Genomic DNA, 25,871 nt, shown 5'->3' with positions numbered 1-25,871 from the left:
CCGCACGCTAACCACTGTCCGCCTCGTCCGACAAGGACGGCCCGGCACCCCTTGCGATCTCGTCCTCAGGCGGAAACACGCCCTAGGGTCGGGGCATGAACGACAGCGCCCGACACCTTCCCGGGGACGCGAGCGGTCTCCGCACCCGCTGGCAGGACGCCCTCGTCGCCGCCCGGGGCGGCGGGCCGGGCCCCGACCCTCTGCCCTACGCCGACGCCCTCATCGCACGCTGGGCCGAACCCCAGCGGCGTTACCACACCACCGCGCACCTGACCCAGGTCCTGGACCGCGTCGACACCCTGGCCGGGCACGCCGCCGACCCGGACCTGGTGCGTCTCGCCGTCTGGTTCCACGACGCGGTCTACCGCCCCGACCGCTCCGAGAACGAGGAGCGCAGCGCCGCCCTGGCCGAGCGCGCCCTGCCCGAGGCGGGCGTCCCCGGCGCGGCGACGGCGGAGGTCGCCCGGCTGGTCCGGCTCACCGTCACGCACGACCCTGCCGACGGTGACACCAACGGCGAGGTGCTGTGCGACGCCGATCTCGCGATCCTGGCGTCGGCCCCCAAGGAGTACGCGGCCTACGCGGCGCAGGTGCGTGAGGAGTACGGCTTCGTCCCGGACGACGCCTTCACCGAGGGCCGGGCCGGCGTCCTGCGGCAGCTGCTGGAGCTGCCCCGGCTGTTCCGTACGCCCCACGGCGCGGCGCAATGGGAAGCAAGGGCCCGGCAGAACCTGACCACGGAACTGGAGCTGCTCACCCACTGAGACAGGGGAATGACAGGGACGAAAGCACTGTTGGCCACTGTCATGCCCGACTCTGCTTCCAGTCGCCCCCGTATGCCGATGGCGGTCTACATCCTCGGCCTCTCGGTCTTCGCCCTCGGCACCAGTGAGTTCATGCTGTCCGGGCTGCTTCCGCCCATCGCCGACGACATGGACGTGTCCATACCGAAGGCCGGACTCCTCATATCCGCCTTCGCCATCGGCATGGTGGTCGGCGCCCCGCTGCTGGCGGTGGCCACGCTGCGGCTGCCTCGCCGTACGACCCTCATCGCGCTGATCTCGGTCTTCGGGCTGGGTCAGATCGCGGGCGCCCTGGCGCCGACGTACGAGGTGCTCTTCGTCTCCCGGGTGGTGAGCGCGCTGGCCTGCGCCGGTTTCTGGGCGGTCGGGGCCGCGGTCGCCATCGCGATGGTGCCGGTGAACGCGCGGGCCAGGGCGATGGCCGTGATGATCGGCGGACTGTCGATCGCCAACGTGCTGGGTGTGCCGCTGGGGGCGTTCCTCGGGGAGAGCTTCGGCTGGCGATCGGCGTTCTGGGCGGTGGGGGCCGCCTCCGCCGTCGCTCTGGTCGGTGTCGTCACGCGCATTCCGCGCATCCCGCTGCCGGACGAGAAGCCGCAGCTCAAGCAGGAGGTCGCGATCTACAGGGACCGCCAGGTGTGGCTGTCCGTCGCGATCACGGCCCTCGCCGCGGGCGGCGTGTTCTGCGCGTTCAGCTATCTCGCCCCGCTGCTGACGGACGTGGCCGGCCTGAGCTCGGGCTGGGTGCCGTGGGTGCTCGCGCTGTTCGGTGCCGGCGCCCTGATCGGCACGACGATCGGCGGCCGGGTCGCGGACGCGCACCTCTTCGGTGTGCTGCTCAGCGGCATCAGCGCCTCGACGGTCTTCCTGGTCGCGCTCGCCCTGTTCGCGTCCAGCCCGGTCGCCGTCGTCGTCCTGGCGTTCCTGCTCGGGCTCTCCGCGTTCTACACGGCCCCGGCGCTCAACGCCCGGATGTTCAACGTCGCGGGTGCGGCCCCGACGCTGGCGGGGGCGACGACCACGGCCGCCTTCAACCTGGGCAACACGAGCGGTCCGTGGCTGGGCGGTGCGGTGATCGACGCGGACTTCGGCTTCCGGGCCACCGCCTGGGCGGGCGCCTCGATGCTCGTCCTGGGCCTGGCCGCCGTGGTGGTCTCGCTGCGGCTGCGCGGCGGTGCGCCGTCCAGGCGGATCGCGGGCGCCCCGGCGCACGCCGGTCTTGAGCAAAGCGCCCAGGCGCACGCCGAGCCCGAGCGGGGCATCCCGGCGCAGTCCCACCCCGAGCACGGCACCCCGGCGCACGTCAGCCCGGAGCAGGCCGCCCCTTCGGACGCCTCAGCCCCGCGTCGGTGATCCGGCGCACGATCTCCTTCGACCCGACCTCCAGCGCCCCGGCGCGCACCGCGTCCGCGTAGCGCGCCTCGGGCACGTCGTAGTGGTCGCGCTCGAAGGCACGGGGCGGGCAGCCGATCGTGGCGGCGAAGGCGTGCAGTTCCTCGAACGACACGTCGCTGACCAGGTGCGACCACATCCGCCCGTGCCCCGGCCAGGTGGGCGGATCGATGTAGACGGTCACCGGCCGAACACCTCGGCGAGCGAACCCACCCGTGCGACGGACACCGTCGCCTTCGTGCAGACCCAGTGCGGATCGGCTCCGAGCTCCGGCTCGACGTCCAGGGCGTGCGGTCCCTCCTCGGTGCAGACCGGGCACAGCGGCCACCGCCCGTACTCCTCGAGGAGTGCGTCCTGGACGTCCTGCGCCACGAGCCCCGTGACGAACGGCACACCCTCGGGCCACTGTTCGACCCACCAACGCCGGTGGGCCACCGCGTCCTCGACCATCGAGACGATCCCGGCCTCGGCGACGTCACCGGCGACGAGGTCGGCCATCACCCGTGCCCGCGCGGTGTGCAGCTCCTGTTCCAGGCTGTTCAACTCCATGGCCCCATTGTCCCCCTCCCCGCGACGGGCCGGGCGTGATCCTTCAGAGGTCGGGACCAAAGGGGGCTTGACGGGATTCGTCCCTGAAAATATCTTTCAAACGTGACCAATGACGTGAAGGAAAGTTTCAACCCGGAATCCCCGCCCGCTCCCGCCGCTCTCGCGGCGAAGGTGCGGACGCTCGCTCCGTCCATGACCCGTTCCATGCAGCGGGTCGCCGAAGCGGTGGCGGGGGACCCCGCCGGGTGCGCCGCCCTCACCGTCACCGGTCTCGCCGAGCTCACGGGCACGAGCGAGGCGACCGTCGTCCGCACCGCCCGCCTCCTCGGCTACCCCGGCTACCGGGACCTGCGCCTCGCGCTCGCCGGCCTCGCCGCGCACCAGCAGTCGGGCAGGGCACCCGCCGTCACCGCCGACATCGCGGTCGACGACCCCATCGCGGACGTCGTCGCGAAGCTCGCCTACGACGAGCAGCAGACCCTCGCCGACACGGCCGCAGGACTCGACACGGTGCAGCTCACGGCGGCCGTGGCCGCCGCGGCCACTGCCCGCCGCATCGACATCTACGGCGTCGGCGCCTCCTCCCTCGTCGGCCAGGACCTCGCGCAGAAGCTGCTCCGCATCGGCCTGATAGCCCACGCCAACATGGACCCGCACCTCGCCGTGACCAACGCGGTGCAGCTCCGGACGGGAGACGTGGCGATCGCCATCACCCACTCGGGGTCGACGGTCGACGTCATCGAACCGCTCCGGGTCGCCTTCGACCGGGGCGCGACGACGATCGCGATCACCGGCCGCCCCGACGGACCCGTCTCGCAGTACGCCGACCACGTGCTGACCACGTCCACCGCCCGGGAGAGCGAACTGCGGCCGGCCGCCATGTCGAGCCGCACAAGCCAGCTCCTCGTCATCGACTGCCTCTTCATAGGCGTCGCCCAGCGGACGTACGAGACGGCCGCGCCCGCACTGTCCGCGTCCTACGAGGCGCTCGCCCACCGCCACACCCCGCGCAGCCGCTGACCCGGCAGGCACCCGCACCCGCACCCGCACCCGCACCCGCAGAACCGTACGAGAACGAGAAAGCAGAGCCGCTGTCCATGACCTCCACCACCGACGCCGACGCCCCCACCCCCGGCGGCTACGGCGAACTGCGCGCCCAGCTGGCCACCCTCACCACCGAGGCCTTCCGCCCGGAGCTCGCCGAGATCGACCAGCTGCCGACGCAGGAGATCGCCCGCATCATGAACGGCGAGGACACCACCGTCCCCGCCGCCGTGGCCGAGAACCTGCCCCTGATCGCAGCGGCGATCGACGCCACCGCCGAGCGCATGGCGCGCGGCGGCCGGCTGATATACGCGGGCGCCGGCACCGCGGGCCGTCTCGGCGTGCTCGACGCCAGCGAGTGCCCGCCCACCTTCAACACCGACCCGTCCGAGGTCATAGGCCTCATCGCGGGTGGCCCCTCCGCCATGATCAAGGCGGTGGAGGGCGCCGAGGACAGCAAGGAGCTGGCCGCCGCCGATCTGGACGAGCTGGGCCTGACCGCCGACGACACGGTGGTCGGGATCTCCGCCTCCGGCCGCACCCCGTACGCGATCGGCGCCGTCGAGCACGCCCGTGAGCGGGGCGCGCTCACCATCGGCCTCTCCTGCAACGCGGACTCCGCGCTCGCCGCCGCGGCCGAGCACGGCCTGGAGATCGTCGTCGGACCCGAGCTGCTCACCGGCTCCACCCGCCTCAAGGCGGGCACGGCACAGAAGCTCGTCCTCAACATGCTGTCGACGATCACGATGATCCGGCTCGGCAAGACGTACGGGAATCTCATGGTCGACGTGCGCGCTTCCAACGAGAAGCTGCGCGCCCGCTCCCGCCGGATCGTCTCCCTCGCCACCGGCGCCTCGGACGAGGAGATCGAGACGGCGCTCACCGCCACCGACGGCGAGGTGAAGAACGCCATCCTCACCATCCTCGGCGGGGTCGACGGCCCCACCGCCGCCACGCTCCTGGCCGATGCTCACGGCCACCTCCGCGCCGCCCTCGCGGCCGTCCGTACGACCTGACGCACCACTCCCCGCACAGCAAGGCACCACGCACCATGGCTACTGAAGACAAGAACCGCGCCACTGCCGCCGCGATCCTGCCGCTCGTCGGTGGCGCTGCGAACGTCAGCTCGATCGCCCACTGCATGACCCGGCTCCGGCTGGGCCTGCACGACCGTTCCCTCGTCGACGACGAGGCCCTCAAGGCCGTCCCCGCGGTGATGGGCGTGGTCGAGGACGACACCTACCAGATCGTCCTCGGCCCGGGCACCGTCGCCCGGGTCACCCCGGAGTTCGAGCAGCTCGTCGAGGAGGGCAAGGCGTCCGGGACCCCGGAGCCCGCCCCCACCGCGGAGGAGCTCGCAGGCAAGGGCGCGGCCCTGAAGGCGCAGCAGAAGGCGAAGAACGCCACCCCGTTCAAGCTGTTCCTGCGCAAGATCGCGAACATCTTCGTCCCGCTGATCCCCGCCCTGATCGGCTGCGGCATCATCGCCGGCCTCAACGGCCTGCTGGTGAACCTCGGCTGGCTGCCCTCGGTCACCCCCGCACTGGCGGCGATGGCCTCCGGCTTCATGGCGCTGATCGCGGTCTTCGTCGGCTACAACACGGCGAAGGAGTTCGGCGGCACGCCGATCCTCGGCGGGGCGGTCGCGGCGATCATCGTCTTCCCGGGTGTCGCGAACATCGACGCCTTCGGCCAGACGCTCTCCCCCGGCCAGGGCGGTGTCCTCGGCGCCCTCGGCGCGGCGGTCCTCGCGGTGTACGTCGAGAAGTGGTGCCGCCGCTGGGTGCCCGAGGCGCTTGACGTGCTGGTCACCCCGACGCTGACGGTGCTGATCTCCGGGCTCGTCACGATCTTCGGCCTGATGTACGTGGCCGGTGAGGTCTCCTCCGCCATCGGTACGTTCGCCGACTGGCTGCTCTCCACGGGCGGCGCGGGCGCGGGCTTCCTGCTGGGCGGCTTCTTCCTGCCACTGGTGATGCTGGGCCTGCACCAGGCCCTGATCCCGATCCACACGACCCTGATCGAGCAGCAGGGCTTCACGGTCCTGCTGCCGATCCTCGCGATGGCCGGAGCGGGCCAGGTCGGCGCCGCGGCAGCGGTCTACCTCCGCCTCCCGAACAACGAGTCGATCCGCAAGACCATCAGGTCCGCCATGCCCGCGGGCCTGCTGGGTGTCGGCGAGCCCCTCATCTACGGCGTCTCGCTCCCGCTGGGCCGCCCGTTCATCACGGCCTGCGTGGGCGGCGCGTTCGGCGGCGGCTTCGTGGGCCTGTTCAACCAGCTCGGCGACTCGGTGGGCTCCACGGCCATCGGCCCGTCCGGCTGGGCCCTCTTCCCGCTGCTGGACGGCAACCACGGCCTCGGCTCCACGATCGCGATCTACGCGGGCGGCCTGCTCGTCGGCTACGTCGCGGGCTTCGTCGCCACGTACTTCTTCGGCTTCAGCAAGTCGCTGCTGGCGGAGTTCAACGTCTCCCAGGAGCCGGCCTCCTCGACGGTCGCGGCCACCGGCGGGGCCTCGGCGCCGGGCTCGGGCTCGGGCTCGGGCGACGCCCCGGCGAAGGAGCCGGCGGGCGTCTGACCCTCACCCTCCGACGACGGCGTCCCCGCACACCATGTGCGGGGACGCCGTCGTCGTCATGCGTGGCCCGGACGTCCTGCCGCCGGACGCGCGGTGCCCGCGGCGAGGCGGGGACCCGACCGGCCCCGAGCAGCACGAGAAGCCCGCGAACTTTTTTCCGCACGAACACGTGTGTGTAGGCAATTGATTGCCGGGCACCAGATGTCTCGGAGGTTGATAACAATGGTTCCCCTGCTTCTCGTTCTTCTTCTCGCCCTGATCCTTTTCGGTGCCGGTTTCGCGCTCAAGGCACTGTGGTGGATCGCCGTGATCGTGCTGGTCATCTGGCTGGTCGGATTCTTCGCCCGGTCCACAACAGGCGGCAAGCGTGGCCGCTGGTACCGCTGGTAGACCGCATCTACCAGCACAGACGCGGGTGGCGCGAGACCTTCGGGTCCCGCGCCACCCGCGTTTTCTCCGCGTTCTCCGAATACTCCGGGCATGGACCCGAAATGCGCGGGCAGTCGAATAAATGAGCGGCACTCACCCTCATCACGAGGGGATTGGCCGCGTCGAATGAACCGTCGAGGAAGGAGCCAGTAATGAGCGACAACCTGTGGGGCTACCAGCCCACGAGCGGTCACACCGCCGGCGCCGACCTGACCGGATTCTCGGTCGAGGCGACGGACGGCAGCATCGGCAAGGTCGACAAGCACTCGGACGAGGTGGGCTCCGCCTACCTGGTCGTCGACACCGGGGTCTGGATCTTCGGCAAGGACGTGCTCCTGCCGGCCGGCACGGTCAAGGGCATCGACACCGAGCACAGGACGATCTTCGTCGACCTGACCAAGGACCAGATCAAGGACTCCCCGGAGTTCGACAAGCACAAGCATGCGGGTGACCCGGGCTACCACGCCCAGGTCGGCGGCTACTACGACAGCTACCGCATCATGTGACCTCGGCGCACAGCGCACCCTGATCAGAGGCGGGGCCAGCTCCCATCACGGAGCCGGCCCCGCTGTTCGGACGTGGTTCAGACCGGGAAGCCGTCGGTGAGCAGGGTGACGTCGAAGGGATCGGGCAGCGGGAGCGGCTTCCCGAAGGGCACGGCCTCGCTGTGCTTGTACGTCCCGTCCTCGTTGGGCTCGGTGAACAGCGTCGCCATCGCCCCACGGGTGTCGAACCTGTCCAGCAGCAGGTACATGGGGACCCCGGCGCGGGCGTAGGCGCGGTACTTCTTCGTCCTGTCCTCCCGGGCATTGCCCTTCGAGGTGATCTCGACGATCAGCAGCGCCTCCGCCGCGTCCAGCGGGTCGCTGGACTCCGGGTCGGCGGCCTCGATCAGCTCCGCGGGCATCACGACGAGATCCGGGACGTACAGCTTGTCGAGGGGCGCGACGTGGACCCCGAGCGTCTGGTAGATCTCCAGCTCCTGCGGCAGATTCGCGTAGAGCCTTCGCTGCACCTTCGCGGCGATGCCGTTGTGGTGCGGATGGGGCGGCGGTACCAAGACGATCTGCCCTTCGTCGATCTCGGCGCGCCACCCCTCGGGCACGTCCAATTCCTGCCAGGTGCGCAGCAGGTAGTCCCACGGGCGACCCTCAGAGTCCTGATCGCTTTCGACCATCGCGGCGGTCATCGCAGGTCCCTCCTCCTGTGGTCGTACGTGGGAGCGTAGATCGACGTGTGCGCGGCGGTCCGCCGCTCTCATCAGCGTCCCACGAACGTGTGACGCGCGCAGTGACCTCTCCGCAGGTGTCCCTCACGCTCGTCCCGGCCGAGGAACCAACCGCCCGTTCTCCCGCATCCCTCTTCCAAGACGTTGATCTTCGATCACGGACGGCGTCCCCCGGGGCCGAGAGAGGCGGTAGACATGACGAACAGCCAGGCGGGTGGTGGCAGCGCCCACCGAGCGGCGCCGGGCGGGGAACGGCAGACGGAGGAGGCTCACGAACCGCGACGCGGCACCGCCCGCACGGCGCTCGCCGTCATGCGCCGTGACGGAGGCCGGCTCTACGGCCGGGCGGCCCTCGTCACGGGCCCGGTCGCCTTGGGCGGACTGCTGCTGACCGCCGTGGGCTTCCTCGCCGCCTGGCCCGAGTTCACCGAGATACGCCTCGGCGCGGAGCGAGCCCGTGTCGACGAGGACTCCTACGCCCCCGACGGCAGCCGGGTGAACACCATGTGGCTCATCCTCCTCGCCTGCCTGCCGTTCCTGATCCTGCTGCTGCACCTGGGCTGCGCCGCCGTCCAGACCGCGGCCACCCGGGCGGTGGGCGAGGGGCGCGGGCGCCTCCGCACGGTCCTGGGTGTGTACGTGCTGCGCGGCGTGTGCGTGTGGACTCCGGTGGTGCTCGGAATCCTGGTGGAGGAGTACTTCACGACCACCACGTTCAGGGAGTACACCGCGATCGTCCCGAAGTGGGAGTACCCCAACCTGTTCGAAGTGCTGCGCTACGGCCCGCCCCTGCTGGGCATGGCGAGCGCGCTGGTGCTCCGGCTCGGCTGGACCCTCGCCCCGGCGGCCGCCGCGGGCGAGGGCCTCGGGCCCCGGGCCGCGATGCGCCGCTCCTGGTCGCTCGTGTGGGGCGGGGCCTCCGCCTGGCTCCGGACCGTGGCCGTCGCGCTGCCGCTGGGCGGGCTCACTGTCGGGCTGTACGTACTGCTCCAGGCCGTCGCCCGGCCGACGCGTGCCGGGGCGGCCACCCTGTTCCTGGGGTGGGGCCCGGACAACACGTACGCCGCCTACGTGGCCGGGGTCCTCGCCCCGATCGCCACCGCCCTGCTGCTCACCGGCGCCCTGGTCCTTCCGCCGGCACACACCGCCCTGGCGGTACTGCACCAGCGGCTCGCCCGGACCACACGGCGGCGGCCCCCGGGACCGGCGGGCACGCGGGCGTGACCGCCGGGACGGCCCTCACGGCGGGCTCCACCGGCTCATGACGGCAGCCGCCCCTCCCGGTTGATCTCCGTAACCCGCGCCCGGAGCACCAGCCCCGGCGGGGCGGGCCGGATGGCCTCCGGCGGGCATTCCCACTCCGCGCCGCCGCCCGGCGGACGTAGTTGTACGTACGGGCCGACGCGGCCCATCACCCGGCCCACCCGGCCGTCCCGGCCGTCCACCGCGAACGTTCCGGGCTCCGGCGTACACGGCTCCAGCCCTTCAACTGTCATGAGCGGCCTTCGCTTCGAGCAGCGCGCTCAGCCGCAGCGCCGTCTCGACCGAGCACCGGCCGAGGTCGACGAGCGGAGTGGGCTCGCTCCTCGCGCACGATGCCAGGTCGACCCGCAGCGACGGCAGCTTCACGCCGACCCCCGCGAACCCGGCCCGCAGCCGCGCCACCGCGTCCTCCGCAGCCCGCACTCTGCCCGCTGCCTCATTGCGCCGTTCCGTAGCCGTCATCATGATCTTCCCCATTTCCACGCTGAGTAGTGGCTATGCCTACTCAGCGTGGCCAATTCATCGCTACCGTGGAAGAGGCGCAGTTCCAACACCCGCACCTGTCCACTGGGAGTCGCCTTGCCCGGACCGAAGAAGCTCGATCCTTCCTCCTCGCCCCGCGCCCTCCTCGGCGCGGAACTCCGGCACCGGAGAGAGGCCGCGGGCCTGTCGCAGGAGGACCTGGGGGCCCCGCTGTTCGTCAGCGGCTCCTTCATCGGGCAACTGGAGGCGGGAACGCGGCGCATGCAGCTCGACCAGGCCCAGAAGCTGGACGAGGTACTGGCGGCGGACGGCTTCTTCGTACGGAACTGCGCGGCCCTGAGGAAGTCCAAGTACCCCGACCACTTCGCGGAGGCGGCGGAGGCGGAGCGCGAAGCGATCGCCATCAAGGAGTACGCGCCTCTCCTGATTCCGGGTCTCTTGCAGACCGAGGCCTATGCGCGAGCCGTGTTCCGGGCGTACCAGCCAACAGCCACGGAGGACACCATCGACGAGTTGGTGGCAGCACGGCTGGCCCGTGCGCAGCTGCTGGTCGATCCAACAACACCACTGGTTTGGGTCGTTCTCGACGAAGCGGCGCTACGTCGTCACACAGGCGGCAGGACCGTGATGGGCCAGGTCCTCCGGCACATCGCCGCACTGGCTCGTCGCCATCGCGTGATCGTCCAGGTGCTGCCGTTCTCCACTGGGGCGCACATGGCTCTCGAAGGCCCGCTCAAATTGATGTCGTTCTCGGACGCACCCCCACTCGCCTACCTCCAAGGCCTGGGCACAGGGAAGTTGCAGGACGATCCGGCAACGGTCAAACGGTACGAACTGACCTACGATCTGGTCGTGGCCAGCGCCCTGTCACCAGAAGTGTCCCTAGCCCTGATCGAGTCGGTGGCGGAGGATTACACCCATGATGATCAGCAGCTCTGACTATGACCTGTCCACGGCCACTTGGCACAAGTCCTCCTACAGCGACGGGAGCGGCGGCAACTGCCTGGAGGTCGCCACCTGGCGCAAGTCGACGTACAGCGGCGGCAGCGGAGGCGACTGCCTCGAAGTCGCCGACAACCTCCCCGACGTCGTCCCCGTCCGTGACTCCAAGGTCACCGACGGCCCGGCGCTCGTGTTCCGGACCGGTGCCTGGACGGCCTTCATCGCCGACCTCAAGCGCTCGTAACCGATCCGTCGCCGCAGGAGGCCACACCGCATGCCCGAGTTACAGATCGACGCCCTGGTCTTCGACGTGCTGGGAACGCTCGTCGACGAACCCACCGGTATCCGCGCCGGAATCCGGGAGCTCGGTCCGTCACTCGACGAGGCCACGACCGAGGGACTCCTGACGCTGTGGCAGGAGCACATCGACCGCGCATCACGTCACGTGCTCGACGGCAGCCGGCCCTACGCCACCAGCGAGGTCCTGGACCAGGAGGCCGCCCGGATCGTCGCCGAGGCCGCCGGTGACCAGGACCCCGCTGCCGTGGCGGCCCTGGCCCTGGCGGGCCGTCGCCTGCCGCCGTGGCCCGACACCGTCGCGGGGCTCGCCCTGCTCGCCGAGCGCTTCCCGCTGATCGGCCTGTCCAACGCGAGCCGGAGTGCGCTGCTGGGGCTCAACGCCCACGCGGGGCTGCGCTGGCACCAGGTGCTGTCGGCCGAGGAGGCCAGGACCTACAAGCCCGACCCGGCGGTCTACCGGCTGGCCGTGACCGCCTCCGGTGTGCCGCCGGAGCGGCTGCTGATGGTGGCCGCCCACGCCTGGGACCTGCGCGGTGCGCAGGCGATCGGGCTCCGCACCGCCTACGTCGCCCGCCCTGTGGGTGATCCGCCCACACCCTCGGACCGGTTCGACCTGTATGCCGACGACCTGACCGACCTGGCCGGACAGCTCGGTGGGGTCCGGAATCCGCCCGGCCGACCGTCGCAGCCCCCTGCGCGATAACAAGAGTCCGCCTCCCGCACCCCTGGGACTCGGCCGGATCCCCACCCGGCCGCACCTGTGAAGCAGGACCGGTTCATCGAGCGGTGCGGCTGCACGTGACGGCGACGGTCTCCGCTCGACCCGGGGCTCAAGTCCTGGAGTCCGAGCGCTCTTTCAGAGGAACGGGAGGAGGACCTTTCCCCACCCACCCACCCTCCTCGGCACCGCGCTCACCTCGAAGAGTTCACTTTTGGTGACCGACTTGCCACGCATCGTGGCGACGCTCTAGCGTGCGGACTGACACAGAACGACCCCCGTCGGTGCGCGAACACCGGACAGGGGTCTGACCACTCAGATCGAAACAGGCGAACTAAATGGCTGTCACTCAGCTTAATGCTGCCCCCTACGCCCCGCAGGCAGCCACGCACCCCATGGCGAACCCCGGCTACGGAAAGCGCTCCGCGCCGGACCAACGCCCCCGCAGCGAGCGCGACTTCTCGCACCTGCCGCCGCGCGAAGCGGCCATCGCGTCGTACGTCGACCGGCTCCCCGACGGCTCCGACATCTCCGTGAAGACGCTCGCCAAGGTCCTCCCGTACGGGCAGTGCGCCCTGCGGACCGCACTCAACAGGCTTCAGGCGGCCGGGCATCTGCGCCGGGGCAGCGAGTGTGTGGCCACCGACGAGGTCATGCTCTGGGTGACGCGGACGTTCTTCTCCCGGACGGCGCGCGACGACGACTGGTGGGCGGCGTTCATCCGGGGCGACGCCCCGCGCGAGGCTCCCCGGCAGCCGACCCGCTCCCGGGCGTTCGTCCTGCTGGCGGCTCTGGGCCGCACGGCACCGGCGCTGAGCCTCTCGGCGGCGGAGTGCGCCGCGCTGGAACCGCAGGCCGGTGAGTGGTTCGAGCGGGGCGCCACGGAGGCGGAGCTGCTGCACGCCCTGACCCAGGGGCTACCGGTGCCGGTCCACCACGCGCCCTCGCTCATCCGCAGGCGGCTGACCGACAAGCTGCCGCCCCACCGGCCGTCACCGGAGCGGCGGGCGGTGCTGCTCGCCCTCGAATGCGGCGAGTGCCGTGCGCCGGGCAGCCCCGAAGCGCTGACGGGCGGACTGTGCGCGACCTGCCGGGGCGAGGCCTCACCCGTACCCGTGGGCCCGCCCGGCGCCGTATCCACAGATGGGGTGCGGGAACGTGTCGCGCAGGTCAGGGCGGGCCTCGTCCCACGAGCCGACAGGACCGCCCGGGCTCGGCGGACGACCCCTGCGGGCTGAGCACCTCCGGACGCCCCGTCCGCCGGTACAGCCTGTTCGGGTGCGCACAGGAGGCCCGGCCCAGGGACCGGTGCCTATATTCGGTGGGTGGCCACCGCTCCTGCCGGGCCACATGACCCGTGCGCCGCACCGTGCCGTGCCGCCCTGCGGCCGCCCGCACGCCGACACGTCAGCGAGGACCCCGGGTGCATGCCGACAACCGCGGAGGGGACGTCCGGGAACGGCCCGGGGAACCGGACCTGGACCAGCTCATGGTCTCGGCCGGCGAAGGCGACCGGGAGGCCTTCGCCGGGATCTACGACGTGACCGCGGGCCCCGTCATGGGACTGGTACGCCGGGTCCTGCGGGACTCCGCCCAGTCGGAGGAGGTCACGCAGGACGTGCTGCTGGAGGTGTGGCGCACGTCCGGGCGGTACAGGCCCGACCGTGGCAGCGCGATGACGTGGATCATGACCCTGGCGCACCACCGCGCCGTCGACCGGGTGCGCGCCGCTCAGGCGAGCCAGGACCGCGAGCTCAGGGCGGCCATGCTCAGCGAGGACACCCCCTTCGACGAGGTGACCGAGCGGGTGGAGACCCGCATGGAGTGGCAGCAGGTGCGCCGCTGCGTGCGCGGGCTCACCGACATCCAGCGCGAGGCCGTCGTCCTCGCCTACTACGGGGGACACACCTACAAGGAGATCGCCCAGTCCCTGTCCCTGCCGCTGGGGACCGTCAAGACCCGCCTGCGGGACGGCCTGCTCCGGCTCCGCCGCTGCCTGGGAGCGAAAGGGTGATCACCACGGACCCGCACGAGTCCTCGGGCGCCTACGTCCTGCACGCCCTGCCCGAGGAGGAACGCCGGGCCTTCGAGGCCCACCTCGCGGGGTGCGAGCAGTGCCAGGAGGAGGTGGCCGAGCTGAGGGCCACGACGGCGCTCCTGGGACGGATGACGGCGGAGCACCCGCCGCAGGCCCTGCGGGACCGGGTCCTGCGCCAGGTCGCCGACACGCCTCAGGAGCCTCGTCCGCGTACGGGCACGAAGGTACGCAGGGTGCGCGGGCGCGGACCGGCCCGGTCCCTGCGCCTCGCGCTCGCCGCCTCGGTGGCCGTCGCCCTGGTCTGTCTCGGCCTCGCCGGATGGCAGCGCCAGGAGGCCGCGGACGCCAAGGACCACGCCCAACGGGCGGAGGCGCAGGCCGCCCAGGTGGAGGCCCAGGCGCACGAGGCGCAGGCGTACGCCCATCGGGTGGAGGCGGAGCAGAAGAACGTGACGAAGGTGCTCACGGCGTCCGACGTCCGCCTGCAGACCCAGGCGCTGAGCGACGGTGCCACGGCTTCCGTCACCTTCTCCCGGAGCGTGGGCTCGGCCACGCTCGCCGTCTCGGGCCTGCCCGCGCTGCCCGCCGGACGGACGTACGCCGCGTGGTTCATGGAGAACGGGACGCCCGTGCCGGCCGGACTGCTCACCGGGGACCCGGGGCGCCGGGTGACGCTGCTGGAGGGGACGCTGGACAACGCCTCGGCGGTCGCCCTGTCGGTCGAACCGGCCGGGGGCTCTCCACAGCCCACCACCGTCCCCTTCGGCGCGGTCCCGCTGACGGCCTGACCCCCTCCGGGCGCGCACCCGCCCGGAGGGGACGACACGGGCGGGCCCTCCCGCGAGCACCGGCCGGGGGGTCGACCTGTGCCGGTCTCCGCCTTTTTGCGAATCAACCCAAACCTTCCCCCCGGTGTCTACGAATCCCTTGTGTAGAGCCACTCACACCATCGGAACCGCATCCGGCAGGCCCGGTATCCCCGACGTCACGCCAGCCGGCTCCCTCCCTGCGGCGCCCCCAACCGGCGACGCCGCGTCCACCTCGGGACACAGCCATGACCACGATGACCGCACCGAAGCCCCCGCCCGCCCCCTCGCCCATCACGGCCGGCACGCTCTCGATCCCCCTGCCGTCCGGCCCGCAGGCGCCCTCGCACGCCCGCCGCGCGGCCGTCGGCTTCCTCCACTGGTCATGGCCCTCTCTGACCGAGGAGCGCTGCGACGACTTCCTGCTGATCGTCTCCGAACTGGTCACGAACGCCGTCCGGCACGCGCCCGGCCCCAGCACGCTGACCCTGACGACCACGGCGGAAGCCCTGGACATCGCCGTGACCGACTGCTCGTGCGTCCGGCCCGCACCGCGGACTCCGGACCTGAGCGACGGAACCGGAGGCATGGGCCTGCACATCGCCGAGGACCTGGGGGCGCGGGTCTTCACGGAGCCGCTGTCGGCGGGGAAGTGCGTACACGCGGCGTTCAGCGAAGCGTGAGGCGCGGGCCGCGCCCCCGTACGGACCTCCCGTACGGGGGCGCGTCGCGCTCGGTCACCAGGCTCCGGGCGCCGGCGGCGCCACGACCGGCGGCCGGTCGTCGCAGGTGATCGTGTTCGGCAGCAGCCACGGCGCCAGCCAGTCGCCCGCCGTGCCGCCGCCGTCGTTGGAACCGAGGTCGACCAGGGAGAACTCCGATCCGGCGGGGGTGAAGTGGAAGGACCCGCAGTTGTTGACCCCCACGGCCCCGACGTTGCGGGCGTCCACGTTCTCGAAGGTCGCCGAGCCCTCCGCGCGCGCACTCACCACGGAGGTGCCCGTGCCGTCCACCCTGATGTCCTTGAAGTGCACGCCCCGGATCTCGTACGTGTCCTTCACCGGCCAGTCGGTGACCAGCATGATCGCGTTGTAGGTGTTGTCGAGGAAGTGGTTGCCCGTGACCCGGATGTCGGCGTCGATGTCCCGGTCCAGAGCGAAGAACCAGATGGCCCCGAGGCCGATGTTCCAGTTCAGCTCGTACGTCCCGGCCCGCACCGTCGTGTTGTCGGTCAGGTCGAGCCGCCCCCGGAACGCCTCCGCGCCGAAGCGTGCGCCGACGTGCAGGGCGCTGCCCTCCCGGACGGGGTCGGCGACCAGGTTGCCGGACACCTCGTTGTCCGTGCCGCCGTAGACGGCGATGCCGTTGGCGAGAACCGGGCTCTGCACGGTGTTGCGTGCGAAGGTGTTGCCCGAGTTGGCCCGCTTCTCCGACCACATCGCGAGGCCGTCGTCACCGGAGTTGCGGACGAAGGTGTGCGAGACTTCCGAACCTGTCACCCCTCCGTGGAAGTTGATGGCGTCGGCGATCTGGTCGACGATGACGTTGCCCTTGATCCGCAGATTCGACATCGGTCCGTCGAACCACATGCCGACCTTGGTGTGGCGGATGTGCAGCCCTTCGATCGAGGAGTCGCTCATCGCACCGCCGATGCCGTTCACCTGGTCGGTGTCGATGCGCTCGCGTACGTCGCCCTCGATGGCGAAGCCGGACAGGTGGACGCCACTGCTGCCGCCGTCGGCCGCGTCCTTGCCGTAGAAGCCGACCCCCGTGTGGACCGAGCCGTCGGCGGCCGGGGTGCCGAGCGCGACCTCGCGGCCCTTGAACTTCGTGTACCAGCTGCCGGCGCCCCTGATCGTGACGTCGTCGACGACGATGTGCCGGTTGACCTGGTAGGTGCCCGGCGGGACGTACACCGGCAGGTTCTTGCGCTTGGCGTGGGCGATCGCCCGGTCCAGGGCGCCCGCCGAGTCCCTGCGCCCCGAAGGGTCGGCCCCGAACAGCAGCACGTTCGCCGCCCTGAGCTCGACGCGGGGAAGGCCGACGAGCTCGGAGTCGAGTACGTCGATGACGGTCCAGGCGGCACGGCTGCCCGCCGGGACCGTCAGACGGACGGTGTCACCCGCTCGGTACCGCTTGCCCAGCAGCAGGCGCTGCTCGTCGTAGAAGTGGTTCGGCCGGAAGGGCTTGGAGATCACGGGAGCGGGTGTCGTCTCGCTGGGGACGCACGCGCACTCGGTGATCCACCAGCCGGGCTGGAGCAGACCGGCGCCCGGGTCGTTGGTGAACGGGTACTGGTTGTAGAGCCAGGAGTACTCCGAGGTCAGCGTCATCGTGGAACGCTTCTTGCCGTTGACGGCGACATCGAGCGGGGCGGTGGTACCGCCTCCCGCGGGAGCGTCCGGGATGCTGTAGCGCACGGTGATCGCGTTCGCGGCCTCCGGCAGCGTGAACTCGACGTGCTCGCCCGGCACCAGCCTGACCGCCTTACGGCCGGAAGCCTCGGCGGGGAGGGTGTAGGCCGTGCGGTCGGGGCCGATGACCGTGCCGTTCGTCGCGGCGTTCTCCGCCTCCTGCTCGACGAAGGGAACGTCGGCGCCGCGGCCGGCCACCAGCGCGGGGGCCAGGCCCGCTCGCGTCACCACCGGCGCGGCCGCCTTCGCCTCCGCGCCCTGGGCCATGGGTGCGCCGGTCAGCGCCCCCAGTCCGACAACGGCGGCCGTCAGCGCGGCGACCGTGATGTGACGTGACATCGCATGCCCGTTTCTCTCGGAGGTGAGGCGACGGTAGGGCGCGCGGAATCACCACCACAAGAGGTGTGCGAGGACTTTGCTCCTCCCTGATGGAAAGATGCAGGGAAACGTCATTCTTTTGCGCACCCAGGCAGGCGGGAAGAGCGGGGAGTGCGCCGGAACAGCCATGCCGGCGAAGGCGGGCAGCTGCTCGCCTTCGCCGGCATGGCGGCGTTCCCAGGACGTCACTCCGTCCCGGCGCGGGATCAACCCGTCGCGCAGGCACGGCCGTTCAGCTTGAAGGCCCCCGGGTCGGGCGCCGGAGCCGCAGCCGCGGTGTTGAAGCCGAAGTCGACCGCGGCACCCGGCGCCAGGGTCCGGTTCCACGACAGCGGCTTCGCACTGACCGTGCGGCCCGCCTGGTCGAACTCCGCGCTCCAGGTGTGGCTCAGCCGCTGGTCACCCGGGAGCAGCCAGGTGAGCGACCACGGGGAGACCGGCTCCGGGCCGGTGTTCTCGACGCGGACCGTCACGGTCGAGCCGCTCTTCCACGGGTGCGAGGAGTACGCGACCCGGCACGTGCGAGCCGGGGCCGCCGTCCCGCCCTCGCCCGCGTCGTCCAGGTAGGAGGCGATGAAGGCGAGCGGCGCGTTCCAGTTGATGGTGATCTCGTTGGTCGACCAGGAGCCGATGTCGTCGATGTAGCACATGGCCGGGGCGCAGCCGGTCAGCTTCTCGGCCGCCACCGGGTCGCCGGAGGCGATCGCGGTGAGGTTGGGCCCACCCGCGAGGGAGCCGGGCGCCGGGTGCGGCAGGGAGGCGTCGTTCTGGTGCGCCCAGAAGCGGTGGTGCTGGTTCTCGGAGTCCCGCTCGCCGTAGCCCGTGACGTACGACTGGTTCAGTGGGTTGCGGCCCAGCAGGTAGTCGGCACCCCGCAGCACGGCGTCCTGATAGGCGGGTTCGCCGGTCAGGTCGTGGGCCGTGGCCAGGACCACCATGTTGTTGAGGACCTGGCTGTTGGAGCCCCAGACGTAGTCCTCGCCGGCCGGCGCGTAGGGCAGCCCGTACGCCTGCTCACGGGACTGCGCGGCGTAGCGGTCGGCACCCCCGGTGACCACGGAGCGGACCTCGCTCAGCTGGTCCGCGGTCAGGCCGCCGGGCACGGTGGCCAGGGTGAGCGCGCCGAGTCCGGCCGTGGAGCCCCAGGAGATGCCGCCGCCCGCCGGGAAGACCTTGTCCACGTCGCCGTGGAGGGCGGAGGAGAGCACCGCCTGGCGGTAGGTGTCCTTGCCCGTCGTGGTGAACAGCTCCGCGGCGGCCCAGTAGAACTCGTCCGAGACGTCGTTGTCGCTGTAGGCGCCGCCGCCGGTGCCGTCGTTCGGGTCCGCGAGCACGTCCGGGTGCTGCTTCGCCGCGGCCCAGGCGGTCTCGGCGGCCCGCAGGCAGCGGTCCGAGAAGGCCTCGTCGAAGGGGGCGTAGAGCCGGGCGCACTGGGCGGCCGAGGCGGCGAGGTTCAGCGTGGCGGCGGTCGACGGGGGATGCAACTCGCGCTGCTGCGGGTCGAGATGGGGCTTCATCGGCAGTCCGGTCCACGCGGCGTCGTGCATCTTGTGGTGCGCCATCCCCGCCAGCGGCTCACCGGCCGGGACCTGCATCTTGATCAGGAAGTCCATCTCCCAGCGCGCCTCGTCCAGGATGTCCGGCACCCCGTTGTCGCGTTCGGGCACCCGCAGCTCACCGTCGCCGAGCTCCGCCGACTCGGCGTCCGGGGCGGTCAGGGTGCGCTCGTACGTGGACATCAGCTGGGCCACCGAGATGCCGCCGTTGACCACGTACTTGCCGTGGTCGCCCGCGTCGTACCAGCCGCCCGACACGTCCAGCCGGTAGTCGCAGACCCCCGGCTGGCAGGGGACGTCCGTGTCGCCCTTGTTGGGCGCGACACCGAGGTGACCGGCGGGGCGCGCGTACTCCTCGCCGACGAGGTCCGCCTCGATCGGGGCACCGCTGCGGTTGTGGTAGAAGTACGCCAGCGCGTCCGAGCGCAGTCCGCCGTACAGGTCGTCGCGGATCGAGAACGGCTCGCTCACCTCGTCGCCGACCTCCACGGTGTAGCCGTCGCCCGCCGTGGTGAGGCTCGTGAAGTCGAAGGTGTGGACCCTCTGCCGCGAGCTGGGGTCCTCGCCCTGCGGATCCGTTTCACCGGTGGCCGCCGTCGACCCGTCCCCGGCCTTCACCGTCCAGGTCAGCGGCGCGTCGGCGTCGGTCACCACAGTGCCGCTCTTCGGGCCGCGGGGCAGGTACCCGACCTGATTGACGCGCACGGGCGACCCGGTGTCCGGTACGTACACGGGCGGTTCGGCCCCGCCCCGCAGCGACACGTCGTCCAGGCAGAAGGTCGTCGCCCGCTCACCGCCGCCGATCTGCAGCTGCACCGACGCGGCCGGCTGGTCCGCCGAGGCCGTGAACGTCCGGGTCACCTGCGTGGCCTCCGAGCCCACCGGGTCCGCGGTGGCGAGCACCGTCGTGTACGGCTCGGCCGCCTCCTGGATCCTGGTCTGGACGGTCAGGGGCACGGTCGAACTGGCCGTGTAGGACAGCTCGTAACTCTCACCCGCGGTGATCGGGACGTCGTTCTGGCCGACGATGACGTCCCAGGCGTTGGCCGTGCCCGCGGGCACCTCGGTGCACAGCCGGCCGTCCGACACGGCTGCCGAGGTGTTCGCCGTCCACCACCAGGGGGCGGTGCCGGCGGCGAAGTCACCGTTGGTGATCTGCTCGGGGCCGGGGGCGGCGTCATCGGCCAGAGCCGTGCCGGGAACCGCCAGCGCCGCCGCGCACAGTAACGCGGCGGCCGACATCCCGAACGCGCGCCGCCCGTGCCGGGGGCGGAGGCGCGTGGGCCGTGCGGAGAGTGGTGAGGCATTCACCGGGAGGGCCTTTCGTCGACGGAAGCGGGAGGAAGGGCGCTCCCCGGACATGGGAGCGCTCCCATGCAGTGTGCGGGTGGATCGAAGGTTTCACCAGGGTCATGACAGAGGTTCGGGAGTGGTCTTCCGTCCGGACCGGGCGGGCCGGGATCGCGGTGGCTCCGCGATCCCGGCCCGCCCGGACGGACGAACCCCGGGCCCCTCGTCCGGATCAGGCCGGGCTCGCGCGCCCCGGCCCCCGATCCGGGCCGATCCGGACGGCGGGTCCTAGGCGAACGGGATCTTCACGACCGCCGCGTCCGTGCCGGTCTGCACCTGGGACGTGCCGGTGCCCAGCGCGTTCCAGACCTCCAGGCGGACCGTTCCGCCCTTCAGGTCGCCCAGGCTCCCCGTCACCGCCTTGGTGCCCACGGCCTGGGTGTACTCCTCCCACCCCGCGACCGGGTCCGTCGCGAAGTAGCGGAAGGTCTCCGTGCGGTCGAACGTGCCGTCTCCGGTGAGGTCGTAACTGACCCTGACCTGCGGGGCGAGACCCACCTTCGTGCCCGCGTCGACCCGCAGGCGGAAGGTCGTGGACGCGCCTGCCGCGAGTTTCCCGTCGACCTTCCTGACCTCGTAGACCGTCGGCCTGTACGGAGTGCCGTCCCGGTTGACGCCGTCGGCCGAGGCCAGCGTGTCGGCCCCCGCCGCGCCGTCCGTGGCGGTGGTGAGGGTGCCGCCGGACTTCAGCCGGAAGGTGTTGCCGGTGGACGGACCGGGCTCCTCGGGATCCGGGTCCGGGTCACCTCCGCCGGCACCCGTGCCGGTGGCCGTGGAACGGGCCTGAACGGAAAGGGTCTTGCCGTCGGAGAAGGTGACGGTGCGGGCGGTGGAGTCGTAGTTGTGGGCGGCGTAGGTACGGACGCCGTTCTTGGCGAAGACCGCGGACGTGGGGATGCTCCCGCTGACCGTCAGGTCGGGCGCGCCCAGGCTGTCGAGCGTGGTGATCCAGTGGTACGTGTGCGCCTTGGACTCACCCTGCTCCGGGGTGTAGCCCGCGTTGCCCGCGTCCCACTTGGCCTTGGCGGCCGCCGGATCGGCCAGTGCCTCGAACTCCCACAGGAGGTCACGCCACTCGACGGCCGGCCCGCCGTTCTCCCGCTGCATCTCGGCGATGTTCCGCTTGATGGCGGCCTTCTCCCGGGCCAGGTGCAGGGAACCACCGGTGACGGGGAGGACGTTGATGCCGTGGATCTCCTCCGGGTTCGCCGTCCACCAGGTGGAGTACGCGCCGCCGCTGCCCCACACCATGCCGACCGTGTCGTGCCCGAAGGAGCCGGGGAAGACCTGCTGGTCGGCGTCGAACCAGTACTGGGTGATCGCTTCCGACTCGGTGGTCAGCAGGTAGCTGCCGAGGTCGCGCAGCCCCGTGTCACCCGTCGCCGCACCCCACAGGACGAGCCCCGCACTGAGGTTGATGGACTCCGACGAGGACTCCTGGTTGTTGCCCGCCGCGAAGCCCTGGTGGCCCGAGGCCCAGCTGTGGCCCGCGTACACGTCGAAGCCACGCAGGAACGGGTACGCCGTGTCCGTGCGGCTGGGGTTCGCGGTGTCGCGGACCAGGGTCTTGACCATGGTGCCCCAGGCGGAGTCGGCGGCCCACGCCTGGTCGTACTGAGCGATGACCGCCGCCGCGTACACGTAGTAGCTGTAGTGGAAGTGGTGGTCGTTGAGCTCGGTGTCGCTGCCGTACGAGGCCGGGTAGCCGGTGAGGGTCTTCCAGTCCTTGTCGTAGCTGAACTCGCTCGCGCCGCCCGCCGTGAACCACTCCTGGAGGCGGCCCTTCATCAGGCCGAGCAGCTTGTCCCGGATGCCGGGCTGCCCGATCTGGTCGGCGACGGGCACCAGTTGGGCGAGGCGGCCCAGCGCCTTGCCGGTCCAGTAGGTGTCGCCCGCCCCGGAGAACGGGTCCGAGGCGTTCGCCACCTCGTTCAGGTAACCGGTCAGCCGCGCCTTGTCGACCCCGCCGGACGCGGGCAGGGCGGGCAGCACGCCCTGGTTCTTCTGGCTGGTGGTGAAGGACGCGGACTCCCGCACCTTCATGGTGCCGCGCGGTGAGACGTAGGTGTACGGCGTGAGCGCGTCGGTGGTGTGCAGCCACTGGTGGCGGTACAGCGCCTGGAGCGTGCCGCGCTCGGTGCCCTCCTTGGCCTCCGTGGTCAGGGTGTAGGTCGCCTTGACCGTGCCGCCGGTGGACTGCCAGGCCACCGTGGAGCCGGTGACGAAGCTGAAGGCGTACTTCCGGTAGGTCGCGAGCGCGTCCGTGGACGGCAGCACTGCGAGCGAGAAGTAGTCCTTGCCTCCGAGACCGGCGGTGATCGCCGTGCCGGAGACGTTCCAGTCACTGCCGGTCGGGGCGAAGAGGGCGTAGTGGTGGCCGCCGACCGTGACGCCGAGGACGTTGCCGTTGTCCGCGAAGACGGTGGGGGTGGAGGCCGTGGTGATGCGGGCGTCACCGCCGGAGCCCTTGGCGTACACGAAGGGCATGCCGTGGCCGATGGTCGTGCGCAGCGTGCGGGTGCCGTCCGACCAGTAGGGGGTGACAGTCCAGTCGGACCAGTCGTCCGCCTTGGTGTCCGGGGAGTTCAGACCGTTCAGGCCGACGGTGAGGTCCGCCTTGTGCGCGTACTCGTACTGGCGGCCGTCCCCGACGATCGCGGGCGTGGTCGGATAGCCGACCTCCAGTCCGCCGGAGGTCGCCTGGTAGGTCAGCGGGTGCCCGTACATCGGGGTGGAGTACGGGTTGTCGCCGTAACGCTGGTAGGCGAGGGAGGACCACCAGTCGTTGGTGGGGACAGGCCTGCTCCTCGCCGCGGCGGTGAGCTTGGGCGTGACGGGGGCTCCGGTGTTGGTGGTGGGACCGGAGGTACCGGCAGGCCTGCTGTCGGTGTAGCTGCCGGAACCGGCGGGGATGGTGGCGGCTGCCGCTGGGGACGCGGCAGGGCCCAGGCCCACGGCGGCCAGGGCGACGGCCAGGATCGTCGCCGCCGCGGGTCTGGAGAGGGAGGCTTGCATGGGGCAGCACCTCGTCATGGGGGACGGAGAACTCTTGAGAGCGCTCTCAGATGCCAAGAAAGTAAAACCTTTGAAACTCTGGGTCAATAGAGCTGACACACAAGGTAGTTGGGCGTCACGCATGGTCGCCATGCATTCGAGTCTTGACGGGACGAAGGGCCCCGGAGAACGCTCCGGGTGCAGAGGGTGGGAGCGGAGGCGGCCGGCCCGCCCGGAGCCGGCCTCCCGTGCCCCTGTCGTGAGAGGGCGTCAGAGCGCGGCGAGGCGGTCCACCAGCAGTTCCACCCTCCGCCCGGTGTCCTCCGGCGGCAGCCGCCCCGTCCTGGTCAGGGTCGCGATCCCGTGCAGGGACGCCCAGAACACCTCGGTGAACAGCCCCGGGTGGACGCCGTCCCCGGCGACCTCGCCGAGGCACTCCAGCAAGGCGGCGAAGGCGTCCTTGAGGGGTTCCGGAGTGTCCTCCCGCGCGTACGCCAGGCCGCCGTCGAGCTGGAACAGGGCTTCGTAGACCGCCGGGTTGCGTGCGGCGAAGTCCAGGTAGCCGTGGGCGAGGGCGGCGACCCGGTCGCGGGGGCCGTCCGCGGCGGCGGTCGCGGCGCGTACCACCTGGGCCAACTCGGCGGCCCCTTCGAGGGCGACCGCGCCGACGATCTCGCGCTTGCCGCGGAAGTGGCTGTAGAGGACGGGCTGGCTGTACTCGATGCTCTCGGCGAGCCGACGCGTGGTGACCGCGTCCCAGCCCTGCCGCTCGGCGAGTTCGCGGGCCGTCGCCACGATGAGGCGCTCACGGGCCGCCCGCTCGCGCTCCTTGCGTTCCTGTACTGACATGGGCAGATTCTAGCACTGCTAGACATCCAAGCGGCAGCAGCACTAGCATCGACTCAACAGCTAGCGGCGCTAGATCCGTGAAGGGGTTCATCATGCTCAGCGCACTCGAGGTCATCACCACCGTGGTCGTCGGCCTGATGGTGGGGGTTGAGTTCTCCGTCGCCTTCATCATGAAACGCATCCTCGACGCACTCCCCGAGGAGAGCAGTCAGCTGGGCCACGCCCACGGGGGCCGGATGCTCGGCGCCGTCATGCCGGTCTGGTACATCGCCTCGGTCGCCCTCGCCGCGGCCTGGGCCGTCGCGGGACGCCATCACGCCGGCACCGGCCTCGTCGTCACCGCCGCCGGACTGCTGATCCTCACCGTGGCCATGTCGGTGCTGGTGCTCGTCCCGATCAACAACCGGAGCAAGACGTGGACCTCCGAGAACCGGCCCGAGGACTGGAAGGAGCAGAAGAACCGCTGGGAGCGCTGGCACTACGCCCGTGTCGCCCTCCTCATCGGCGCCTTCACCCTGCTGGCCGCCGCCCTCGTCTGACGCCCGAGCCCCCGGGACGCCGAGCCGCCCGGCAGTCCGCCTGGCACCCTTCTGTGCGGGCCGCCCGGATCAGGCGCCCACGGTCCCGTCGACACCCTCCCGCAGGAAGTCGGCGTGACCGTTGTGGCGGCCGTACTCGAGCAGCACGTGCACCATGACCATGCGCAGGGACACCTCCTGACCCCAGCGGGGCTGGAGCCCGGTCACATCGAGGGACGCGGCCCGCTCCTCCGTACGCCGCGAGTTCTCGACCTCGGCCTCCCAGGCGGCGAACGCTTCGGCACGGGTCGAGGCACTCGCGTCGTACGCGGCCTGGAAGTCGATCCGGTCCGACCAGACCATCGGCGCCTCGTTGTCCTCGAACACCCGCCGGAACCAGGCCCGTTCCACCTCCGCCATGTGCCGCACCAGGCCGAGGAGGGAAAGGGTCGAGGGGGGCATCGACTGCCCGCGCAGCTGTTCGTCGCTGAGCCCCTCGCACTTCATGGCGAGGGTGGCCCGGTGGTAGTCGAGGAAGGCGCGCAGAGTCTCCCGCTCGTCACCCGCGAGCGGCGGCCCTGTGCGGCGGTCGGTGGTCATACGGGAACGCTCCTCCGCGACGGGGCCAGAACTGCCGAGTATCCACTCCCGCTGCGGTGGGAGCGCCCCCGCCCCCCGGACCACCGGGGCTCCGCGCCCTGTTCTACGCTCCTGCCTGCACGGGCCGTTCGCGCCTGTGCCCCGCGCGAGGTCCCGAGGTGTCCTGTGCCATGTTCCCGCTGGTCATTGCTGGTGTGCGTCCCGCTCGTCCTCGCTCTCGCGGGATGCGGGAGGCTCGCTCCACCGCCGGTCCCCCACGGCAAGCCGATCGAACTGTCCCTGTCCCGGGCGGCCGTGACGTGGACCGACAAGGAGGGCGGCACGCTGGAGCTGAAACGGGACGGAACGTTCACCGCCACCCACGTCTGCAGCGACTACGACAGCACCGACGGCACTGACGAACCCAGATCGGGATCAGGCACCTGGGACAGCTGGACCGGGACGGACGGCACCATGATCACGGCGTCGTTCCGGGACGCCGGCGAGACCACCTCGTACGAGGCGCTGCAGAACGGCAGGACGCTCAAGCTCTGGACCTACGTCGGCGACCCCGACGAAGGGAGCCCGCTCTGCATCCTGACCGCTCCCGCGTGGTGAGACGCCCGCAGCGCACACGACGCCGGCCCCCGGGAAGGA

At 71.3% G+C, this 25,871-nt stretch carries 27 protein-coding genes; 17 read left to right on the top strand and 10 right to left on the bottom strand.

Annotated elements, in window-relative coordinates; all coding sequences use genetic code 11:
• Positions 1-95 precede the first annotated feature (95 nt).
• Complete coding sequence (locus ACIRJR_RS05065; protein WP_403773999.1) at positions 96-764, top strand: hypothetical protein; 669 nt, start codon at positions 96-98, stop codon at positions 762-764.
• A gap of 72 nt (positions 765-836) precedes the next feature.
• Positions 837-2,156, top strand: a complete 1,320-nt coding sequence (locus ACIRJR_RS05060; RefSeq protein WP_403776350.1) for a Cmx/CmrA family chloramphenicol efflux MFS transporter — start codon at positions 837-839, stop codon at positions 2,154-2,156.
• Here ACIRJR_RS05060 and ACIRJR_RS05055 read toward each other — a convergent pair.
• Together ACIRJR_RS05055 and ACIRJR_RS05050 are read right to left on the bottom strand one after the other, a co-directional pair.
• Positions 2,107-2,379 carry a DUF4031 domain-containing protein gene (locus tag ACIRJR_RS05055; protein ID WP_403773996.1) on the bottom strand — a complete coding sequence of 91 codons (273 nt, stop codon included), beginning with the start codon at positions 2,377-2,379 and terminating at the stop codon, positions 2,107-2,109. The genes ACIRJR_RS05060 and ACIRJR_RS05055 overlap by 50 nt on opposite strands.
• Positions 2,376-2,744, bottom strand: a complete 369-nt coding sequence (locus ACIRJR_RS05050) for a hypothetical protein (RefSeq protein ID WP_403773993.1) — start codon at positions 2,742-2,744, stop codon at positions 2,376-2,378. The genes ACIRJR_RS05055 and ACIRJR_RS05050 overlap by 4 nt, the downstream gene beginning before the upstream one ends.
• 102 nt (positions 2,745-2,846) lie before the next feature.
• Between ACIRJR_RS05050 and ACIRJR_RS05045 the strand changes: the two genes are divergently transcribed.
• The 5 genes from ACIRJR_RS05045 (at position 2,847) to ACIRJR_RS05025 (ending at position 7,304) form a co-directional block, all read left to right on the top strand.
• Positions 2,847-3,764, top strand: coding sequence for a MurR/RpiR family transcriptional regulator (locus ACIRJR_RS05045; RefSeq protein ID WP_403773990.1), 918 nt, complete (start codon positions 2,847-2,849; stop codon positions 3,762-3,764).
• Between the two features lie 77 nt (positions 3,765-3,841).
• A complete protein-coding gene (gene murQ, locus ACIRJR_RS05040) occupies positions 3,842-4,804 on the top strand; it encodes an N-acetylmuramic acid 6-phosphate etherase (RefSeq protein ID WP_403773987.1) in 963 nt (320 codons plus the stop codon).
• A gap of 35 nt (positions 4,805-4,839) precedes the next feature.
• Positions 4,840-6,369 (top strand): PTS transporter subunit EIIC, encoded by a 1,530-nt coding sequence (locus ACIRJR_RS05035; RefSeq protein WP_403773984.1) that lies wholly within the window; start codon positions 4,840-4,842, stop codon positions 6,367-6,369.
• A 222-nt stretch (positions 6,370-6,591) separates the two neighbouring features.
• Entirely contained in the window at positions 6,592-6,759 is a 168-nt protein-coding gene (locus ACIRJR_RS05030; protein ID WP_103516400.1) for a DUF5670 family protein, read from the top strand.
• 191 nt (positions 6,760-6,950) lie between these two features.
• Positions 6,951-7,304, top strand: coding sequence for a PRC-barrel domain-containing protein (locus tag ACIRJR_RS05025; RefSeq protein WP_403773981.1), 354 nt, complete (start codon positions 6,951-6,953; stop codon positions 7,302-7,304).
• A 77-nt stretch (positions 7,305-7,381) separates the two neighbouring features.
• On the opposite strand, the gene ACIRJR_RS05020 is transcribed toward ACIRJR_RS05025, so the two are convergent.
• Positions 7,382-7,987 carry a Uma2 family endonuclease gene (locus tag ACIRJR_RS05020; RefSeq protein ID WP_403773978.1) on the bottom strand — a complete coding sequence of 202 codons (606 nt, stop codon included), beginning with the start codon at positions 7,985-7,987 and terminating at the stop codon, positions 7,382-7,384.
• A 234-nt stretch (positions 7,988-8,221) separates the two neighbouring features.
• On the opposite strand from ACIRJR_RS05020, the gene ACIRJR_RS05015 reads away from it, so the two are divergent.
• Positions 8,222-9,250, top strand: a complete 1,029-nt coding sequence (locus ACIRJR_RS05015; protein WP_403773975.1) for a hypothetical protein — start codon at positions 8,222-8,224, stop codon at positions 9,248-9,250.
• Between the two features lie 35 nt (positions 9,251-9,285).
• Here ACIRJR_RS05015 and ACIRJR_RS05010 read toward each other — a convergent pair whose 3' ends face one another.
• Both ACIRJR_RS05010 and ACIRJR_RS05005 read right to left on the bottom strand, forming a co-directional pair.
• A complete protein-coding gene (locus ACIRJR_RS05010) occupies positions 9,286-9,522 on the bottom strand; it encodes a hypothetical protein (RefSeq protein WP_403773972.1) in 237 nt (78 codons plus the stop codon).
• Positions 9,512-9,754, bottom strand: coding sequence for a hypothetical protein (locus ACIRJR_RS05005; RefSeq protein ID WP_403773969.1), 243 nt, complete (start codon positions 9,752-9,754; stop codon positions 9,512-9,514). The genes ACIRJR_RS05010 and ACIRJR_RS05005 overlap by 11 nt, the downstream gene beginning before the upstream one ends.
• A gap of 114 nt (positions 9,755-9,868) precedes the next feature.
• Between ACIRJR_RS05005 and ACIRJR_RS05000 the strand changes: the two genes are divergently transcribed.
• From ACIRJR_RS05000 to ACIRJR_RS04970, 7 genes are all read left to right on the top strand, one after another.
• Positions 9,869-10,711, top strand: a complete 843-nt coding sequence (locus tag ACIRJR_RS05000) for a Scr1 family TA system antitoxin-like transcriptional regulator (protein ID WP_403773966.1) — start codon at positions 9,869-9,871, stop codon at positions 10,709-10,711.
• Positions 10,692-10,958 carry a DUF397 domain-containing protein gene (locus ACIRJR_RS04995; protein WP_403773964.1) on the top strand — a complete coding sequence of 89 codons (267 nt, stop codon included), beginning with the start codon at positions 10,692-10,694 and terminating at the stop codon, positions 10,956-10,958. The genes ACIRJR_RS05000 and ACIRJR_RS04995 overlap by 20 nt, the downstream gene beginning before the upstream one ends.
• Before the next feature lie 30 nt (positions 10,959-10,988).
• A complete protein-coding gene (locus tag ACIRJR_RS04990) occupies positions 10,989-11,717 on the top strand; it encodes a haloacid dehalogenase type II (protein WP_403773961.1) in 729 nt (242 codons plus the stop codon).
• Positions 11,718-12,070: 353 nt separating this feature from the next.
• Positions 12,071-12,970: a hypothetical protein gene (locus ACIRJR_RS04985; protein WP_403773958.1), complete on the top strand. Its 900-nt coding sequence runs from the start codon at positions 12,071-12,073 to the stop codon at positions 12,968-12,970.
• Positions 12,971-13,221: 251 nt separating this feature from the next.
• Complete coding sequence (gene sigK / locus ACIRJR_RS04980; protein WP_403776347.1) at positions 13,222-13,746, top strand: ECF RNA polymerase sigma factor SigK; 525 nt, start codon at positions 13,222-13,224, stop codon at positions 13,744-13,746.
• On the top strand, positions 13,743-14,558 hold the full coding sequence (locus ACIRJR_RS04975; RefSeq protein WP_403773955.1) for an anti-sigma factor domain-containing protein: 816 nt from the start codon (positions 13,743-13,745) through the stop codon (positions 14,556-14,558). The genes sigK and ACIRJR_RS04975 overlap by 4 nt, the downstream gene beginning before the upstream one ends.
• Before the next feature lie 266 nt (positions 14,559-14,824).
• Positions 14,825-15,259 carry an ATP-binding protein gene (locus ACIRJR_RS04970; RefSeq protein ID WP_403773952.1) on the top strand — a complete coding sequence of 145 codons (435 nt, stop codon included), beginning with the start codon at positions 14,825-14,827 and terminating at the stop codon, positions 15,257-15,259.
• Positions 15,260-15,313: 54 nt separating this feature from the next.
• Here ACIRJR_RS04970 and ACIRJR_RS04965 read toward each other — a convergent pair whose 3' ends face one another.
• The 4 genes from ACIRJR_RS04965 to ACIRJR_RS04950 form a co-directional block, all read right to left on the bottom strand.
• The gene (locus ACIRJR_RS04965; RefSeq protein WP_403773949.1) at positions 15,314-17,329 is read right to left on the bottom strand and encodes a glycosyl hydrolase family 28-related protein; all 2,016 of its coding nucleotides are present in this window, start codon (positions 17,327-17,329) and stop codon (positions 15,314-15,316) included.
• Positions 17,330-17,574: 245 nt separating this feature from the next.
• Positions 17,575-20,166: a glycoside hydrolase family 9 protein gene (locus tag ACIRJR_RS04960; protein WP_403776344.1), complete on the bottom strand. Its 2,592-nt coding sequence runs from the start codon at positions 20,164-20,166 to the stop codon at positions 17,575-17,577.
• 336 nt (positions 20,167-20,502) lie between these two features.
• The gene (locus ACIRJR_RS04955) at positions 20,503-23,289 is read right to left on the bottom strand and encodes a glycosyl hydrolase (RefSeq protein WP_403773946.1); all 2,787 of its coding nucleotides are present in this window, start codon (positions 23,287-23,289) and stop codon (positions 20,503-20,505) included.
• A 249-nt stretch (positions 23,290-23,538) separates the two neighbouring features.
• On the bottom strand, positions 23,539-24,117 hold the full coding sequence (locus ACIRJR_RS04950) for a TetR/AcrR family transcriptional regulator (protein ID WP_403773943.1): 579 nt from the start codon (positions 24,115-24,117) through the stop codon (positions 23,539-23,541).
• A gap of 92 nt (positions 24,118-24,209) precedes the next feature.
• Here ACIRJR_RS04950 and ACIRJR_RS04945 point away from each other — a divergent pair, with 92 nt between their 5' ends.
• A complete protein-coding gene (locus ACIRJR_RS04945; RefSeq protein ID WP_403773940.1) occupies positions 24,210-24,656 on the top strand; it encodes an anthrone oxygenase family protein in 447 nt (148 codons plus the stop codon).
• 69 nt (positions 24,657-24,725) lie between these two features.
• Here the strand turns inward: ACIRJR_RS04945 and ACIRJR_RS04940 are convergent, their stop codons facing one another.
• A complete protein-coding gene (locus ACIRJR_RS04940) occupies positions 24,726-25,235 on the bottom strand; it encodes a DinB family protein (protein ID WP_403773937.1) in 510 nt (169 codons plus the stop codon).
• A 165-nt stretch (positions 25,236-25,400) separates the two neighbouring features.
• On the opposite strand from ACIRJR_RS04940, the gene ACIRJR_RS04935 reads away from it, so the two are divergent.
• On the top strand, positions 25,401-25,832 hold the full coding sequence (locus ACIRJR_RS04935) for a hypothetical protein (RefSeq protein WP_403773934.1): 432 nt from the start codon (positions 25,401-25,403) through the stop codon (positions 25,830-25,832).
• The last annotated feature ends 39 nt before the right edge of the window (positions 25,833-25,871 follow it).

This window comes from Streptomyces sp. NPDC102402 (assembly GCF_044765765.1).
Taxonomy (GTDB): Bacteria; Actinomycetota; Actinomycetes; order Streptomycetales; family Streptomycetaceae; genus Streptomyces.
Note: the sequence above shows the minus strand (reverse complement) of the source record. Positions and strands in the feature narration are given on the sequence as shown.

Coding starts and splice junctions, on each gene's coding strand:
- ACIRJR_RS05065 (WP_403773999.1), top strand. CDS start 96: ATGAACGACAGCGCCCGACACCTTCCCGGGGACGCGAGCGGTCTCCGC.
- ACIRJR_RS05060 (WP_403776350.1), top strand. CDS start 837: ATGCCGATGGCGGTCTACATCCTCGGCCTCTCGGTCTTCGCCCTCGGC.
- ACIRJR_RS05050 (WP_403773993.1), bottom strand. CDS start 2,744: ATGGAGTTGAACAGCCTGGAACAGGAGCTGCACACCGCGCGGGCACGG.
- murQ (WP_403773987.1), top strand. CDS start 3,842: ATGACCTCCACCACCGACGCCGACGCCCCCACCCCCGGCGGCTACGGC.
- ACIRJR_RS05035 (WP_403773984.1), top strand. CDS start 4,840: ATGGCTACTGAAGACAAGAACCGCGCCACTGCCGCCGCGATCCTGCCG.
- ACIRJR_RS05030 (WP_103516400.1), top strand. CDS start 6,592: ATGGTTCCCCTGCTTCTCGTTCTTCTTCTCGCCCTGATCCTTTTCGGT.
- ACIRJR_RS05025 (WP_403773981.1), top strand. CDS start 6,951: ATGAGCGACAACCTGTGGGGCTACCAGCCCACGAGCGGTCACACCGCC.
- ACIRJR_RS05020 (WP_403773978.1), bottom strand. CDS start 7,987: ATGACCGCCGCGATGGTCGAAAGCGATCAGGACTCTGAGGGTCGCCCG.
- ACIRJR_RS05015 (WP_403773975.1), top strand. CDS start 8,222: ATGACGAACAGCCAGGCGGGTGGTGGCAGCGCCCACCGAGCGGCGCCG.
- ACIRJR_RS05010 (WP_403773972.1), bottom strand. CDS start 9,522: ATGACAGTTGAAGGGCTGGAGCCGTGTACGCCGGAGCCCGGAACGTTC.
- ACIRJR_RS05005 (WP_403773969.1), bottom strand. CDS start 9,754: ATGATGACGGCTACGGAACGGCGCAATGAGGCAGCGGGCAGAGTGCGG.
- ACIRJR_RS04995 (WP_403773964.1), top strand. CDS start 10,692: ATGATGATCAGCAGCTCTGACTATGACCTGTCCACGGCCACTTGGCAC.
- ACIRJR_RS04990 (WP_403773961.1), top strand. CDS start 10,989: ATGCCCGAGTTACAGATCGACGCCCTGGTCTTCGACGTGCTGGGAACG.
- ACIRJR_RS04985 (WP_403773958.1), top strand. CDS start 12,071: ATGGCTGTCACTCAGCTTAATGCTGCCCCCTACGCCCCGCAGGCAGCC.
- sigK (WP_403776347.1), top strand. CDS start 13,222: ATGGTCTCGGCCGGCGAAGGCGACCGGGAGGCCTTCGCCGGGATCTAC.
- ACIRJR_RS04970 (WP_403773952.1), top strand. CDS start 14,825: ATGACCACGATGACCGCACCGAAGCCCCCGCCCGCCCCCTCGCCCATC.
- ACIRJR_RS04965 (WP_403773949.1), bottom strand. CDS start 17,329: ATGTCACGTCACATCACGGTCGCCGCGCTGACGGCCGCCGTTGTCGGA.
- ACIRJR_RS04960 (WP_403776344.1), bottom strand. CDS start 20,166: ATGTCGGCCGCCGCGTTACTGTGCGCGGCGGCGCTGGCGGTTCCCGGC.
- ACIRJR_RS04955 (WP_403773946.1), bottom strand. CDS start 23,289: ATGCAAGCCTCCCTCTCCAGACCCGCGGCGGCGACGATCCTGGCCGTC.
- ACIRJR_RS04950 (WP_403773943.1), bottom strand. CDS start 24,117: ATGTCAGTACAGGAACGCAAGGAGCGCGAGCGGGCGGCCCGTGAGCGC.
- ACIRJR_RS04945 (WP_403773940.1), top strand. CDS start 24,210: ATGCTCAGCGCACTCGAGGTCATCACCACCGTGGTCGTCGGCCTGATG.
- ACIRJR_RS04940 (WP_403773937.1), bottom strand. CDS start 25,235: ATGACCACCGACCGCCGCACAGGGCCGCCGCTCGCGGGTGACGAGCGG.